Here is a 14,985-nt window from a genome sequence, read left to right on the forward strand (position 1 = left end):
CGGCGACCTTCGGATCGACCCGGACCCCGTCGCGCGGCTGACCATCGCGGCAAAGTTTCTCGACGGCGCAGACGGCAGCTGGGCGCGGGGCGAACCGTTCCAGTCCGATGGCTCCGTGCTGCACGGCTCGAACGGGACGATGGCGTCGCTTGCCGGGCTCGAGGCCGCGCGGACCGATGAGGAGCGCGAGCATGCGTTCCGCCGCATCGCGCTGCTCAACGCGCTGTCGATCGCCAGCGGAGGACTCGCCACGCTCTATATGGGCGACGAGGCCGGGCTGCTCAACGACCACAGCTATCGCGACGATCCCGATCGCGCGCATGAGGGGCGCTGGCTGCACCGCCCGGTGATGGACTGGGACGCGCTCGACCGCGACGCCGCCCGGCGGATCTCCGGCGACATCAGGCGCTCCGCGCCGCGCGCATCGCCAGCGGCGGGGCCGGCGCGCCTGCGACGATCGCCACGTCGACGCCCGCGCTGCTCGGCATCGCCTGTGGCAGCGACCGCGTCTTCCTCAACTTCTCGCCCCATGCGGTCCGGGTCGGCGATCTCGCCGGCCGGCACGACCGGGTGGCGGATACCCCCATCGGAGACGACGCCATGATCGGTCCCTGGAGCGTGCTTTGGGCAGGACCCTCGGCATGACCGCCGCCCCGCCGCTGTTCGGCTGCATCGAGGCGGGGGGCACCAAGTTCGTGCTCGGCGTCGCGCGTGATCCCGACACCGTCCTCCGGACCGCACGCATACCCACCACCACGCCCGACGAGACGCTTGGCGCCGCGCTCGAATTCTTCACCGCGGCGCAAGCCGAATGGGGCGCATTCGACGCGCTCGGCATCGCCTCGTTCGGCCCCGTCGATCTTGATCGCTCGTCGCCCGGCTGGGGCCGGATCGTCGACACGCCCAAGCCGGGCTGGAGCGGCACCGACCTGGTCGGCCCGTTCGCACGCGCGCTCGACTGCCCGGTCGGGTTCGACACCGACGTCAACGGCGCGATCCTTGCCGAGAGCCTGTGGGGCGCCGCCACCGGCGCCGACATCGCGGTGTACGTCACCGTCGGCACCGGCATCGGCGGCGGTGCGCTGGTCGAGGAACGCCCGGTGCATGGCAGCCGCCACCCGGAAATGGGCCATATCCTCCCCCGCCGGCATCCCGACGACCGCGGCTTCGCCGGCACCTGCCCCTTTCACGGCGACTGCCTCGAAGGGCTGGCGAGCGGACCCGCGATCGCCGCGCGCTGGGGCGCGTCGCTGTCGGAGCTCGGCCCCGATCATCCCGCGCATGACATCGTCGCCTATTATCTCGCTCAGCTGGTCGTCGCGCAGCAGGCGCTGCTGTCGCCGCGGCGGATCGTGCTCGGCGGCGGCGTGCTCGGCACGCCCGGGCTGCTCGACCGGGTTCGCGATCACGCCGCGCGGATGTCGAACGGCTATTTCGGCACCCCCGATTATGCCACCCTGATCGTCGCGCCGGGACTTGGCGACCGTGCCGGGCTGCTCGGCGCGCTGGCACTCGCACAAAGGGCGCGTCGATGACCAAACCCCGTCTGTCGCTGATCCGCCTCATCGAGATGAATCTTGGCTTTCTCGGGCTGCAATTCTCGTTCGGCCTGCAACAGGCCAACATGGCGCCGATCTACGGCTATCTCGGCGCGGACGAGGCGAGCCTGCCGCTGCTCTGGCTCGCGGGTCCGGTGACCGGGCTGCTGATCCAGCCGCTGATTGGCGCGATGAGCGACCGGACCTCGACCCGGATCGGGCGGCGGACGCCCTATTTCCTCGTCGGCGCGGTGCTGTGCAGCCTGTGCCTGCTCGCCATGCCGTACAGCCCGACTTTGTGGGTCGCCGCCAGCCTGTTGTGGGTGCTCGACGCCGCCAATAACGTGACGATGGAGCCCTACCGCGCCTATGTCGGCGACCGGCTGCCCGATGATCAGCGCGCCGCGGGGTTCCTGACCCAGTCGGCGTTCACCGGCCTTGCGCAGACCTTGTCCTATCTCGCGCCGTCGCTGCTCGTCTGGATCGGCTTCAACAAGGATGCGGTTGACGGCAACGGCATCCCCGACATCACGCGGATCGCCTTCCTGATTGGCGCGGTGCTGTCGCTCGCGACGATCCTCTGGTCGGTCCTGCGCGTACCCGAACTGCCCCTTCCCGAGGAGGAAAAGGCGCGGCTGGCGAAGGAACCGCTGACGCTCGGCGGCACGCTGCGCGACCTCAAGACCGCGCTGGTCGAGATGCCCCGGCCGATGCGCCAGCTCGCGCTCGCCATGCTGTGCCAATGGTATGCGATGTTCGCCTATTGGCAGTTCATTACCTTCGCGGTCGCGCGCTCGCTGCACGGCACGGCCGATGCGAAGAGCGTCGCGTTCCGCGATACCGTACTGACCGTCGGCCAGCTCGGCGCCTTCTACAATGCGGTCGCGTTCGTCGCGGCGATCGCGCTGGTGCCGGTCGCCCGCCGTTTCGGTGCGAAGACGGCGCATGCCGGCTGCCTGCTCGCATCGGGCGTCGCCATGCTGGCGATCCCCGGCATCCGCGACGAGGCGGGGCTGTTCGTCGCGATGCTCGGCATCGGCATCGGCTGGGCGAGCATGATGGGCAATCCGTACGTCATGCTGATCGACATGATCCCGCCCGAACGCAACGGCGTCTATATGGGCATCTTCAACATGTTCATCGTCATCCCGATGATCATCGAGAGCCTGACCGTCCCGCTTTTCTACCAGTCGCTGCTCGGCGGTGACCCGCGCAACATCCTGTATGTGTCGGGTGCGCTGATGGTGCTCGGCGCGGCCGCGACGATGCGGGTCCGGATGCCCGCGACGGCGACGCGATCGGCGTCGTAACGGCGGGACCGGGCGTCAGCCGACCGCGGTCGCGTGGATCGGCATCAGCGCCGCGCCGATCGTCGCGGCCGCACCCTGCAGCGTCGATACCGAGATGCGCGGCGGGACGCTGCAATGGTCGCCGATATGCATCGCGCCGAAATCGATGTGGCGGACCAGCGCGTCGAGGATCGGCGTCGGCAACGGGCTCGAGATCACGAACTCACCCGGATCGATCCAGGCGATGCCCCAGTTGATGGGCTTTGTTGCACAAAGATAATTAAGCACAAATATGGTTTTACTGACGAGATCTATGCAACGCGGATGGTGGTCGGTGTTCCTATTTGTGAAAATCGATTGAGAACTGCGGCACGGAGTTTGAGCTCGGTAATCTGACGATCAAAGGTGCGCGATGCGACGCGCTCGCCGAGCAGCTTGAAGCAGTGCATCTTCGTCTCGACCAGGCTGCGGCGATGGTAGCCGCTCCACTTCTTCCAGATTGTTCGACCGAGCCTTTTCATCGCGCGTAGCGTTTCGTTGCGAGCATCGGCGCCGGCCGCCGGCTTCTTCCATGGCTGGCCGCCCCGGCGTACGGGAATGACCGCGTCTGCGCCCCGGGCTGCGATCGCGGCCCGACACTTTCTGGTGTCGTAGGCGCCATCACCCCCGACGATCGTAATCCGTTCGTCCGTCGGGATTTGCGCCAGCAGATCCGGCAGTGTCGCGGCGTCGCCAATCGCATTGGTTGTGACCTCGATGGCCCGGATCTCCAGGGTTTCGGCGTCGATCCCAAGGTGAACCTTACGCCACTGGCGACGGTAGGAAGCGCCGTGCTTGCGCGTCTTCCATTCGCCTTCGCCCATCATCTTGATCCCGGTACTGTCGACCAGCAAATGCAGACCACCCGTACTGGCGCGACCATCAAGTGACACCGCCAATGTCTTCTGCCGACGGCATAGCGTCGTGTAATCCGGCACCGGCCAATCCAGCTTTGCCAGCTTCAGCAGGCTGGCAACCAGTCCCGTCACCTGCCGTAGCGGCAGTCCGAACACTATCTTCAGCGTCAGGCAAACCCTGATCGCGCTGTCCGAAAACCGCATCGGCCGACCTCGACGACCAATCGGGGGCTGCCAGCCAATCCATGCCCGGGTCAAACCAGACCTCCAGCGACCCGCGGCGCTTCAGCGCTGCGTTATACTCGCTCCAGTTCGTCGTGCGGTACTTCGGCATGGTCGGTTTTGGCATCCATCCCACCTACGCTTCCTGACCCTCACAGGGAATCCCAACGCCCTTTGTGCAACAAAGCCCTTTAGTGGGCTGAGTGGCTGGAATTGGGTCACGCAGGCGCCGGAGTCGCGGCGTCACCTTCACACGAGTCCTAATGCGCAACTGCGGGAGTAACCTGACCGTTTCGCATGGCCGAGCGCCAAATGCCGACTCACCTATCGGGAGAGGTCGAGTATCCGTTCAATTCATCAAGGTTGCCCATGTCTTTGACATCGCAATTATCGGGCAAGGTTGCGGCGCGCACACCATTATGGGTCTGGCGGATTGCGATCCATCGTTTGATAATCGCAGCGTAGACCTGAGCCAACGGCTATTTGCGGTTCAAAGCTCGCTTGGCTTCGAACACGGCATCCGCGGCTTGGCCGCCAACCCGGTCTACATCCTGGTTAAACTGATCGACGACACGCGGTGCCGTCAGACCGTCGAGCCCCTTGCGCAGTAGACGCTGATACTCCTGCCGAGAGTTGGCCTTGGCAAAGGTCCGAGCCTTGAATTCTGAGAGTGCGGCTTCGAATTTGAGACGATCTTTCGGGCCAAGGTCAGCCTTTGCCGCGCGTAGCGTCTGATCAAAGGTCGCAGCGCTGCTCCCATCGATAACGGTCGGAGCGCTCGCGCCGACGCCGCAGGCAGAGGCGAGGAAGCAGGCGGATAGCAGGATCAGTGGTCGCATATGATGACTCCTTATATGCGAACTATAATGGCGCGGCCTTTCAGAGCATTGCGATCCAGTTGTCACGCTGTCTCCGGTCGCCTTGGAGATGGCTCATGCGCATGCCGTAATTAGCGGATGACCACGACCTTAGCACCGGCCTCACCAGAGATATCCTTCCAGGCCTTGTCCGCTGTGTAGCCCGGCGCCCCTAAGCGTTTGGCAAGCGCCAGGCAAAAACGATCGCCCAGCGACAGCCCGGCGGATGCGGTCACCGATCGCAGGCTGCCAGCCTCCCATGCCAGCGCATCGTCGGCGGGCACCACTATATAGGGGAGGGCGCCGAGCATGGCGCGGATGTCTTCGAGCGGTGCGCCGAGATGGACGAAGTGACTGATTACCTCAGCTTGATTGACCGCGCAGACCGCTGCGTCGGCGATGGCGCTGGCGACCTTGGCGGCACCGCGCTCACCTTTGAGAAGCGCGAGGATCGCAGAGGCATCGAGCACAACGCTGCTCATTCGCCGCTGTCCGAACGCCGGGCGGTCAGGAAGGCATCAACCGAGCTGTCGGGGTGATCGGCGAAGCGCTTGGCGATGGCCTGAGCCTTTGCCACCGCCTGATCGACCGTACGCAGAATGACACCTTCTGACGTTTCTTCAACGAGCACCGCACCACCACCTTCAAGCCCCAGCCGCTTACGGATACCCACAGGAAGACTCATGCGACCGTTAGGTGTGATGTTTACTTGAAGAGTCATGTGGCACTGACCGTCAGAAGTAGCATTTCTGGACTTTAATACCACAGTTTCGTTAGAAAGTGAAATGGATCGCTCGGCGCCCGATCGACGCGGAACGTCACAATAGCTACTAGCGATAAATGGTATTCCCATTAGCAACTTTCGCTGTTACCGCCGGACGGTCAAAACGATGAAACCGGGTGGAAAAATGCGGCGAGCGCACATCGAAGGGGGCCGGGACGGCCTGGCGCGACGACCGGTGATCAGCCCGACGCCGTCGCGGTCCGGCTCGGCCATGCCCGCCGCGTCGACATCACCGGTGACGGTGTCATGATGGACGATGACGGTCCCGATCGTCCAGACGGGCAGGCGATCGTGCCGCAGTCCGATGACTATGCGTTGCAGCCCTGGCTTCCCGATCTCACCCACGACGATCAGTCGCGCGTCGATGACTTCATCACCCGCGCCTCGGCCACAGCAACCTTGCGCGCCTACCGGTCCGACTGGCAGCTCTTTTGTACGTGGTGCGACACGCGCGGCTACCGCGCGCTGCCCGCAACACCCGCCATTGTCGCGGCGTTCCTGAGCGAACTCGCGACGACCGGCAGCGCCTTTTCCCAAGGCCGTGCCTTGTCAAAGGCCTCGATCGGCCGGCGCCTGGCGGCGATCGTCTTTGCGCACCGCGCGGCCGAGCTTGAACCGCCCACCACACAGGCCGGCGCTGCGGCGCTCGAAAAGGTCATGCGCGGGATCCGGAATTCCAAGCGTGGCGAGCGGCCGGCCAAGAAGCGGCCTGCTGACGGTGATGTGCTGCGCGATATGATGCGGACGATCACCGGCACGACCCTGCAGGACTACCGCGATCGGGCGCTGCTCAGTCTGGGTATGATGGGGGCCTTCCGGCGGTCCGAGTTGGTGGCGATCGAGGTCGCGTATATTTCTGAGGATCCGCGCGGTCTGATCATCCACATCCCTGTGTCCAAAGGTGACCAGGAGGGCAGGGGGCAATCCGTTGCCATTCTCGATGGGAGGCGCATGGAGCCGGTGCGGCATTATCGTGCATGGCTGGAGGCGGCGCAGATCACCGGCGGTCCGGTCTTTCGGCGGCTGACGCCGCACGGTCGCGTGACGGCGCATGCGATCAGCCCGCAAACCGTGGCACTTGTCGTCAAGGCTCGCGCCGCTGCGGCCGGCTATGATCCAGCGCTCTTTGCGGGACATAGTCTGCGGGCGGGCTTTCTCACCGAGGCGGGGCGACAGGGTGCCAATTTGTTCAAGATGAAGGAGCATAGCCGCCACAAGTCGCTGGAGATGCTCAGCGAGTATGTGCGCGATCAGGAGGCCTTTCGGAACCACGCGGGCGAGGGGTTCGCCTGAGCGGCGTTCGATCAAAGGCAGCTTGTACACACCAAGCATCGACTTGGTTCATAGTGGCTACGTTGTAGCGATGAGAGGGGGCGAATTACCGCGGTCGCCATGAGACATCACAGTATAGCCGCCAGTCTGCTCGTGCTTTCGGGCACGCCTAGGCGTTCGACGGCACCCCTTAATTCAGCCGGAGGAATGTCGCCGTCGCCGCGCGGAAGCCCGTGGATCGCGGCTACGGTGGCAGCGTCCCCTTGGTGATAAAGAAGGGAGGCCTCCATGCCCGAAATGCGTCGGGGGCAACCGATCAGTCGACTTTGTAGATAACGTCGCTGAGTAGGGCAGGGGGGAACCTGGCTCACCTAAGTCCGAGCCATTCTAGGCGGCGTGGACGAATTGGTTGACGCTGGATCGGGCGGTTGATTCAAGGCTTCCTTTTGGAGGCGTGATTGAGCCGGGGCGATCTGAGCGAAGCAGAGTGGCGGGTCTTGAAAGATCTGTTGCCGATCGAGCCATCGATGCGTGGTCGCGGACGGCGTCCGACCGAGAACCGTTCGGTTTTGAACGGCATTTTGTGGCGGCTGCGTTGCGGTGCTCCGTGGCGCGACGTGCCGGAGAAGTACGGCAAGTGGAACACGATCTACCGGCGGTTCCGGCGCTGGAGCGAGGCCGGCACTTGGGAGATCGTGTCGATCACCCTGGCCGAGATGATGGCGGACACCGGCCACTACAGCATCGATAGTACCACCATCCGCGCTCACGTTTCGGCAGCGGGGGTAAACGTATGGCTCGCCCCGTCGGCAAGCGGTTTGTGTCTGATGTTCTGAGCAGTCTGCGAAAACGTATCCGGCCTTTCGACGCGAGGTCGTTGGCCAAGATGGAGATCCGCGCGTCCTGGTCCTCATAAAGGGGCCGGCATCGAGTGCCATTTTAAGCCATAGGGTTCCAGGTCACCGGTCGACTGTCAGGCCATCTTTCACTTACCTCCCGCAGACATCATCCAGCCGGTGCAAGGTGCATCGGCTGATCTCGTTCACGCCGCTTGTGCGGCTGGATCGTAAGTACGCTCATGACGCAGCAGCGCCCAGACGATGCGCGCCATCTTGGCCGCTAGCGCCACCACGACGGTGTTGTGATGGGAACGCGACAAAAGGCCGCGTAGCCAGGCGCCAAGTCGTGTGTCGCTCTTGCTCATCGTCGGTAGTGATGCCCGGGCACCCTGGATCAGGTTTTTCCGCAGATAGCGGCTTCCGCGCTTGGTAATGCCGAGTAATCGCGGTTTACCCCCGGTCGTTGCTTGACGCGGCACGAGCCCAAGCCACGCGGCAAGATCCCTGCCCCGTCCGAATGTTCGAGCGTCGCCAACTGCAGCTACCAGCGCCGTCGCGTTCAGCGCGCCGATACCAGGAATAGTCAGGAGGCGCCGCGTTCGCTCATCCGAGCGGGCAGCCTCGGTAAACTCGGCATTGAGATCTGCGATCCGGTCATCAAGGGCAATCCAGCGCAGACGCATATCACTGACGAGCCGGTGGATACGAGAGCCCAGCACTGGCTCGTCACCATCGAGCATCTCACCCAGCCGGACGGCAAGCTTTGCGCGTCCTTGCGGGACTATGTAGCCGCGCTCCAGAAGAAGACTTCTGATCTGGTTCATCAACGAGGTGCGATCACCGACAAGCTGGTCACGGATGTGATGCAGCGTTTGCATGTCGAGTTGTTCCTCGGTTTTCAACTCGACGAACCGCATGGTCGGCCGTGTTGCCGCTTCCGCGATCGCCTCAGCGTCGCGGTCGTCGTTCTTCTGCGCCTTAACGTATGGACGGACATATTCCGGCGACATCAGCCGAACGGCATGGCCTTGTCGTGCCAGCGCCCGTCCCATGTGATGAGCTCCGCAGCAGGCCTCCATCGCCACGACGCAAGCCGGCAGACCTGCGGCGTATGTGATGACCGTGTCGCGGCGCATCCGTCGGCGGACGACGACCTTGCCGGTCGCATCCAGCCCAACCACGCTGCAGCTGTTCTTGCCTAGATCAATTCCCAGAACCGATACGTCCATGACCTTCGCTCCTTCCTCAAACGACCTGCTGTCGTAGGATGACAACGATTCGGATAAGGGGCGAGCCATCCATAAAGGGGGGACTCATCGACAGGCTCTTGGCCGCTCGCGGGGCGGGTTCGGCTGTAAGATTCACTGCATCGCCGATGCCGGTGGGTGAAGCGTCCCGGATTTCCCGGAGGCAGTTTGGTTTGAGTCATGCCGCGATAGCGGTTTCCAATTGCGCGGCATAGTATTCAGCTTCGGCCTCGCTGGGCGTGACGTAGCCGATCGGGCCGAAGAGGCGTTGGTTGTTGAACCAGTCCACCCACCGCAACGTCGCCATTTCGACAGCGGCGAGGCTTGGCCAGGAGCGCTGGCGCCAGATGACCTCAGCCTTGAACAGGCCGTTGATCGTCTCGGCGAGGGCATTGTCGTACGAATCTCCGACGCTGCCGACCGACGGCACCAGCTTTGCCTCCGCCAGGCGCTGGGTGTAGCTCATGGCGAGGTATTGCGAGCCTCTGTCCGAGTGGTGGATGAGACGATCGTCGGCGGTAGGACGACGGGCATGGATGGCCTGCTCGAGCGCATCCAGCACGAAGCCGGCGGTAGCACTGCTGCTGACTTTCCAGCCGACGATCCGGCGGGCGAAAGCATCGATGACGAACGCCACGTAGACGAACCCCGCCCAGGTGTGGACGTAGGTAAAGTCCACGACCCACAAGGCATTCGGACGCTGGACCTTGAATTCCCGATTGACCTTGTCGAGCGGGCATACGACCTTGCGATCCGAAACCGTGGTGACGCAGGATTTGCCACGCCGGACACCGGCCAGCCCCATCACCTTCATCAGCCGCTCGACCGTGCATTTTGCGATGGTGACGCCATCGCGCAGCAGCTGCCGCCATACCTTGCGCGAACCGTACAGGCCAAAGCTGTCCTCGTGGACACGCCGGATATGCTCTTTCAGCTCGTCGTCATGCCGGGCGCGAGCGGAACGTTTGCCCGGATCTGCCCGCCGGGCCGCATGTTGATGATACGAGGAGGGGGCGACCGCCAGTTCCTGGCAGATCGGCTCGATTCCCAACTCCTCCCGATGCGCGTCGATGAACGCCATCTTCATCGCCCGGGGCGGTCGAGCTCCGCCATCGCAAAATATGCCGACGCCTTCCTGAGGATCTCGTTGGCCCGGTGGAGCTCCTTCACTTCTCGCTCGAGCAGCTTCAATCTGGCACGGTCATCATCTGCCAGCGCTGCTGGCCCCGCACGCCGGCCAGCATCGTCGCGGCACCAACGCCGCAGCGTCTCCGCCGTGCAGCCGATCTTGCCCGCGATCGACACCAGCGCATCCCATTCCGAACGGTGATCCGCCCGGTGCTCGCTCACCATCCGAACAGCCCGCTCGCGGACCTCAGGCGAAAACTTGTTTGTCGTCTTGCTCATTCTCGATGCTCCTACTCACAAGTGGGAGCCTCCAGGAAATCCGGGACGCTTCATTCAGACCCACGGATCGGCGTTTGGGGCGGGCAGGTCTGCGCAGGCAGCAACGTGGCAATTCTTGCTCGAGTTAAAAACGGCCTGTATCACCGCGAGATTGCAGTTCTGAAATGCGCTTGCGACGTAGACGGCTCTCTGCGAGGCAGACCTAAGAGCTCGCTGACCCAAGACAGTGAGAGCTCGGCATCCCGCTCGCGACATCAAGCGAGTCACACAAGCGGGCGGGGTGCTTTACGAATATTCAGCTATCAAGCGTGTAGCCAAAAACCGAGGCTATGGCCTTCAGTACCGCGTACCTTTTTAGCGCCTCGCCATGTTTTTTCGCACAGCCACGCGGGGCGCTTTCGCTTGATCGAACTAGCGCGTGTGGCCATTAACACCTTCTTTACCATAAGGTTGTATCAACAATCGTCTTGAAGAAATTCGTCGAGCGCTTGTGCATTGATGATGATTATCAATGAGGTGCAGCATGAATGCCTCCCACCGATCGAACTTCCCTGTGGCGCACTCTGCGGCCCACACTATGGTTAGTCGGTACGGGGTGGATGCTGCGTTCGTCGCCCAGCGCGAAGTCGATGCCAAGATTGAGCGCGGAGACCTCCAGGGGGCACTCGAACTTGATCAAGTACGCCGTGAACTTCTCGATCTCATCATAGATATAGAGCCTCCTGCGCATTACTGACCTACCGACGAATGAATTCATGAAATTGTCCAATTCTCTTTTGCGCGCCGGGGGTTTGAGCGAACACCTGCTCGCTGGCGACGGCGGGACGAATCAGCGAGGCATGGCAGGCGGACTACAACACCGTGCGTGTCAACAGCACTCCTGCCAGGATGGCACTCGGCAACTCTACGACCCGCCCCGCCACGGGCATTTGGAAAACGCGCGAAGTTATCCGCGGCCGGGCAACATCCGCAGCGTCAAAGAGCAAGCGGACCGTGGTGCCGAAGAAGCGGCAAAGTAGGGCTTACTCAGTAAGCGCCAAAGTGCCGGCGAGACGCCTGCTAAATGCAGCGAATTCCAAGCTTGTGGCCATTGGTCCTCAGTCGATTGCACACTCGGGTCGCAACTAGGTGAGGGCGAGGCGGAGGTTCTGACTGTTGTTGCCCCCTAAAGGCCTGACAGGGCCTCGCAGGTTTGCGCGATGAACTCGCGGGGTGATCGATAGCGCAAAGCGCGGTGCGGATGCACCTCGTTATAGTGTGCGAACCAGCCGGGCAGTTGGTCGATGACGCTCTGCGCATTCGGCCTGGGGTTCACACGGACATAATCGCGCTTGAGAGTGTGAGCGAACGCCTCGGCCATGCCATGCGATTGAGGACTGCTGACCGGGGTCGTGCGCGGGATCAGCCCGATGCCCCGGGCGAACGCACGTGTGTTGCGAGCGGTGTAGCAGCTGCCGTTATGGGTGAGCCACTCGATCGGTTCGTGCACGCGGTTCACCTGTCCGTAGCGATGCTCCGTGGCGACCATCAGGTCCTGGACGTCCTCGGCGGTGATGCCGCCTGTCGTCGCCACGTGGCCCATCGCCTCGCAGTCGCAACAGTCGAGCGCGAAGGCGACACGCACCTTCTCACCAATGTCGCAAGCGATCTCCAACCCGTCGGAGCATCAGCGGGGGTTGCGGAGGTCGACGGCGACCCGGCCGTCGTGACGTTGTTCCTCGCGGCGTTCGCCGTCTCGCTGTAGCAGCAGCCCGTGCACCTTCATGACGCGGTAGACGCGTTTCGCCGGTGATCGGCGCTAGCGCCACGGTGAGGTGATAGTCGTCGACCGGCAGCTGCGCCGCGTCGAAGCGCTAGGTGAGGCTGCGGTTGGTGTCGTCGAATGCCAGCAGGCGTTCGCGCAGGGTCCCGCCATCGGCGAGCCGCAGGACGCGGGCGCAGCCGGGCGTGCCATCAGGCACGTCGCCGTCGATCCGGCTCTCGGCGATGGCGGGGTGCCAGTCGGCGATCGCGCCGAAGCGCTTCACTATGTTCCGCGTAGCGTGCGTGATGACCCGTCCACGGCGCTTCTGCTTCGGGGACAAGGATGTCGACCCGCGGGGCGACACCGTCGAGCTGCATAATCACGGCGGCAGGCGAAGTGCAGATGGCGCGCTGTTCTAGCTAGAGGTCGATCCAGATTGGTGTGACAGTGACCGACATCGCACCGCCCTCGACAACCAAAGCAGTTTTGATCAGTGCCGTATCAATCTCGAATGGCGGATCGGCGAGATCCCGCAAAGGCCGACCTCCGAGTGCGACCGCTGCCGTGTCAGGCACGACGCCGCTGCACATGAAGTCTGCGGTCGCGCGATTATGCTCCCGGTAGATCCACCAAATGCCCTGCTGAGACTTCTGCTCGATCTCGACCAACAGACGGTGATAGCGCCGGGCTACCGACATGACGTTGAGACCTGTCGCATCAGCCAGCTTGCGGATGTGCGGGTGACCCGGCCGTAGCAACGGCGCCAGGCCGCGCGCGATTTGCCCGGAGATCGCGTCGTCGACATCCTCGACAGCCAGTCCTACCGACGACAGTAACGCCGCCAGCGGCCGCGAGAGATGTCGCGCCGCCATGCGGCCGGCGGATGCCTTCGTCATTTTACTTCCTCTTCGCCGTCGTTGTTTCCCGACGCCATCCTTCAGGTTCTTTACCCAGATCCCGGTAGACCGCGAGGCGTTCTGCCAGCCAGTCGCCACGCCTGGATTGCGCGTGCTTGCGGAGCACCTGAAGCAGCAGCGGATGGCTGGTCAGCGGCATCATCGCGGCGAACAGCGCAGCCAGCACATCGACGGTCAAATTCTCATCAAAGTCGCCATCGGCAACGACCTTCGCCTGTATCGCGCGAAGAGTGCGGCGCAGAGCTGAAACGCGGGCTAGCATGGCAGGCTTCCATTCGGCTGGAAGCGCATCGAACAGACCGCCATAGGCACCCTGTCGATAGCCTCGCACGATTCTGGTCCAAAACGGCCGGTGCCGATCCCCTTCAAGCCAATGATCAGGAACGAACCGCCCGGCACCGCCGGCCTCACTGGCCGGCGGCAGGTAGACGTGGATGAGGCCTCTGGGTTGGTAACTCGCTTGATGCGCGCTTCGCCGAATTCGGAATCGACGGGGTCGTTCCGAAGAGACTTTGCCGGCCCCCTTTGCGAGCTTCTGATCGCCCGATCGGCAAGGCTGGCATCGACCTCGCGCAGCAGCGTCAGGAACAGCCGCCAGAATGCCGCCTCGGGCGTGATCCGGTCTGCGACTGGGGTCCGTCCGTTGCCGATGTCCGCTACGCCCAGACCGATCTCGATCAGGCCGACCGTCGCGGTGTCGAGGAGGTTCATTCCCATGAAGAGGACGGCATCAACCGGCATGATCTTGCCCGCCCTGTCGGGCCGCATGTGACGGGCCCCGCGCAGTCTTCCGGCAAGACCAGAACGCCCCTCCGGGTGGCGCAACGCGTCACGCACCGCGTCTCCATCGGTGAGCAGTGTCAGCAGCGGGTGTTCCGGATCGATGCTGGCAGGGCCGAGATCGACGGACCAGAGCAAGGTCTCGACGTGGAACAACGCGTCGCGCAGGTGAGCGACGATCTCGTCGCTGAGACCATCGAGCGCGCCCGCCTTGCCGGTCAGGAGCCGCACCAGCGCGGTGCTGTTGAGAGGCTTATTAACCGCACCGTTTCGGCTGCTGCCGGACAATCGCTCGGCAAGCCTGCCGAGGATCGTGCGCAGGCGTTCCAGTTCCGCCAGGATGAGCAGGGCATCGAGCAACCCTCGTTGCAGCCGCGGGTAGCGGGGATGGGCCGCGGCGAGCGTCGGGCGCCGGTCCAGCGCCAGCTGGAACTCGAGGCTGAGGAGCAGTACATAGGTCGGCTGATCGCTCTCGCGCAGCGCCAGCAGATCGTCCGCGACATCGCCGATGCGAAAGCCGTAAAACCGGGCGAGCGCCGCCTCCACGTTTTCGTCTGGCACTGTCGATCCTGAGGGGTCGCCAAGCCCCGCCCGCCCGGCCAGAAACCCGATAACCGCCCCCCTGTCACCGGGAAGACGGAAAAGCCCGGTCGGGACCGCCGGGTCCCCCGTGGCGCTCAGCGCCTGAACGCTTGCGCTGAACGCCAGCCGCGCCATCCGTACCCCGGCGGGCAACCGGGGTGTCTTCACGACAGGCTCACCGGCCGGCGCGGCTATCTCCGGCCGCTCGAGATCAACGCCGGCGAGCATCTGCGACAGGCGCTGCCGTACGGCATCAGGGTCTTCCTCATGCCCGGGAGTGGCGAGTATATCCGGCCGCCCTGCCAGCCCGCGCCGTAGGCTCGTCCTGGCGATCAGGGCCTCCCACTCCGTCACGCGCGCACCTCGTCATCCGTCGGCAGATGTCCGGCCGCCTGCTGGCGCTCGATCTCGCTCACCCAGTCGTCGCGCAACCGCTCCAGTTCGCGGTGGCGGCGCGCCATGATCTCGGATTCCAGCGTCGCTAGTTCGGCCAGCAGCGCCGCTCGGTGATCGACCAGTTGCCCCGCATTCTTCAGCAGCCCCTCCAACTCCCCCCGCCGGTGCCGATTGAACCCCTATCTTTATGCGCACGATGTCGAGATCAATGCGGT

General features: G+C 63.8%; 15 protein-coding genes, 4 pseudogenes and 1 other annotated feature. Of the genes and pseudogenes, 6 read left to right on the forward strand and 13 right to left on the reverse strand.

Annotated elements, in window-relative coordinates; translation table 11 throughout:
* The 3 genes and pseudogenes from NI18_RS25165 to NI18_RS15555 form a co-directional block, all read left to right on the forward strand.
* Positions 1-604 (forward strand): annotated as a pseudogene (locus tag NI18_RS25165) (hypothetical protein); the annotation flags it as partial.
* A 37-nt stretch (positions 605-641) separates the two neighbouring features.
* On the forward strand, positions 642-1,535 hold the full coding sequence (locus NI18_RS15550) for an ROK family protein (protein WP_037531221.1): 894 nt from the start codon (positions 642-644) through the stop codon (positions 1,533-1,535).
* The gene (locus tag NI18_RS15555; RefSeq protein ID WP_037531224.1) at positions 1,532-2,848 is read left to right on the forward strand and encodes an MFS transporter; all 1,317 of its coding nucleotides are present in this window, start codon (positions 1,532-1,534) and stop codon (positions 2,846-2,848) included. The genes NI18_RS15550 and NI18_RS15555 overlap by 4 nt, the downstream gene beginning before the upstream one ends.
* A gap of 15 nt (positions 2,849-2,863) precedes the next feature.
* Here the strand turns inward: NI18_RS15555 and NI18_RS15560 are convergent, their stop codons facing one another.
* The 5 genes and pseudogenes from NI18_RS15560 to NI18_RS15580 form a co-directional block, all read right to left on the reverse strand.
* The gene (locus NI18_RS15560; protein ID WP_037531227.1) at positions 2,864-3,115 is read right to left on the reverse strand and encodes a hypothetical protein; all 252 of its coding nucleotides are present in this window, start codon (positions 3,113-3,115) and stop codon (positions 2,864-2,866) included.
* Between the two features lie 23 nt (positions 3,116-3,138).
* A pseudogene (locus tag NI18_RS15565) lies at positions 3,139-4,072 on the reverse strand (IS5 family transposase).
* 352 nt (positions 4,073-4,424) lie between these two features.
* Positions 4,425-4,784, reverse strand: coding sequence for a hypothetical protein (locus NI18_RS15570; RefSeq protein ID WP_037531230.1), 360 nt, complete (start codon positions 4,782-4,784; stop codon positions 4,425-4,427).
* A gap of 110 nt (positions 4,785-4,894) precedes the next feature.
* Positions 4,895-5,284: a type II toxin-antitoxin system VapC family toxin gene (locus NI18_RS15575; RefSeq protein WP_037531234.1), complete on the reverse strand. Its 390-nt coding sequence runs from the start codon at positions 5,282-5,284 to the stop codon at positions 4,895-4,897.
* Positions 5,281-5,523, reverse strand: a complete 243-nt coding sequence (locus NI18_RS15580) for an AbrB/MazE/SpoVT family DNA-binding domain-containing protein (RefSeq protein WP_037531235.1) — start codon at positions 5,521-5,523, stop codon at positions 5,281-5,283. Before NI18_RS15580 ends, NI18_RS15575 begins: the two co-directional genes overlap by 4 nt.
* 312 nt (positions 5,524-5,835) lie before the next feature.
* On the opposite strand from NI18_RS15580, the gene NI18_RS15585 reads away from it, so the two are divergent.
* Together NI18_RS15585 and NI18_RS15590 are read left to right on the forward strand one after the other, a co-directional pair.
* On the forward strand, positions 5,836-6,879 hold the full coding sequence (locus NI18_RS15585) for a site-specific integrase (RefSeq protein ID WP_306286456.1): 1,044 nt from the start codon (positions 5,836-5,838) through the stop codon (positions 6,877-6,879).
* 437 nt (positions 6,880-7,316) lie between these two features.
* Positions 7,317-7,694, forward strand: a complete 378-nt coding sequence (locus tag NI18_RS15590) for an IS5 family transposase (protein WP_037531239.1) — start codon at positions 7,317-7,319, stop codon at positions 7,692-7,694.
* 206 nt (positions 7,695-7,900) lie between these two features.
* On the opposite strand, the gene NI18_RS15595 is transcribed toward NI18_RS15590, so the two are convergent.
* A complete protein-coding gene (locus NI18_RS15595) occupies positions 7,901-8,926 on the reverse strand; it encodes an IS110 family transposase (RefSeq protein ID WP_037531241.1) in 1,026 nt (341 codons plus the stop codon).
* Between the two features lie 73 nt (positions 8,927-8,999).
* Here NI18_RS15595 and NI18_RS24490 point away from each other — a divergent pair.
* Positions 9,000-9,083: pseudogene (locus NI18_RS24490) on the forward strand (IS5/IS1182 family transposase); the annotation flags it as partial.
* Between the two features lie 39 nt (positions 9,084-9,122).
* Here NI18_RS24490 and NI18_RS15600 read toward each other — a convergent pair.
* The 7 genes and pseudogenes from NI18_RS15600 to NI18_RS15640 form a co-directional block, all read right to left on the reverse strand.
* Positions 9,123-10,351, reverse strand: a protein-coding gene (locus tag NI18_RS15600) for an IS3 family transposase (protein ID WP_128082255.1) whose coding sequence is annotated in 2 segments (ribosomal slippage) — positions 9,123-10,063 and positions 10,063-10,351 — 1,230 coding nt in all. Because the reading frame shifts where the segments join, the coding sequence is not laid out codon by codon here.
* Positions 9,954-10,070, reverse strand: a sequence feature (AL1L pseudoknot). (Overlaps the previous gene by 117 nt.)
* Positions 10,352-11,516: 1,165 nt before the next feature.
* Positions 11,517-12,137, reverse strand: a pseudogene (locus NI18_RS15615) (integrase core domain-containing protein); the annotation flags it as partial.
* 67 nt (positions 12,138-12,204) lie between these two features.
* Positions 12,205-12,378 (reverse strand): SRPBCC family protein, encoded by a 174-nt coding sequence (locus tag NI18_RS24495; protein WP_157840554.1) that lies wholly within the window; start codon positions 12,376-12,378, stop codon positions 12,205-12,207.
* A gap of 136 nt (positions 12,379-12,514) precedes the next feature.
* Positions 12,515-12,967, reverse strand: coding sequence for a hypothetical protein (locus tag NI18_RS15625; protein WP_128082257.1), 453 nt, complete (start codon positions 12,965-12,967; stop codon positions 12,515-12,517).
* Positions 12,968-12,992: 25 nt separating this feature from the next.
* The gene (locus tag NI18_RS15630; RefSeq protein ID WP_037531248.1) at positions 12,993-13,274 is read right to left on the reverse strand and encodes a hypothetical protein; all 282 of its coding nucleotides are present in this window, start codon (positions 13,272-13,274) and stop codon (positions 12,993-12,995) included.
* Complete coding sequence (locus NI18_RS15635; RefSeq protein ID WP_128082258.1) at positions 13,268-14,728, reverse strand: hypothetical protein; 1,461 nt, start codon at positions 14,726-14,728, stop codon at positions 13,268-13,270. The genes NI18_RS15630 and NI18_RS15635 overlap by 7 nt, the downstream gene beginning before the upstream one ends.
* Positions 14,725-14,922: a hypothetical protein gene (locus tag NI18_RS15640; protein ID WP_037531252.1), complete on the reverse strand. Its 198-nt coding sequence runs from the start codon at positions 14,920-14,922 to the stop codon at positions 14,725-14,727. The genes NI18_RS15635 and NI18_RS15640 overlap by 4 nt, the downstream gene beginning before the upstream one ends.
* Positions 14,923-14,985 lie beyond the last annotated feature (63 nt).

Origin of the sequence: Sphingomonas sp. Ant20, assembly GCF_000783375.1 — a bacterium.
Lineage (GTDB): Bacteria > Pseudomonadota > Alphaproteobacteria > Sphingomonadales > Sphingomonadaceae > Sphingomonas > Sphingomonas aerolata.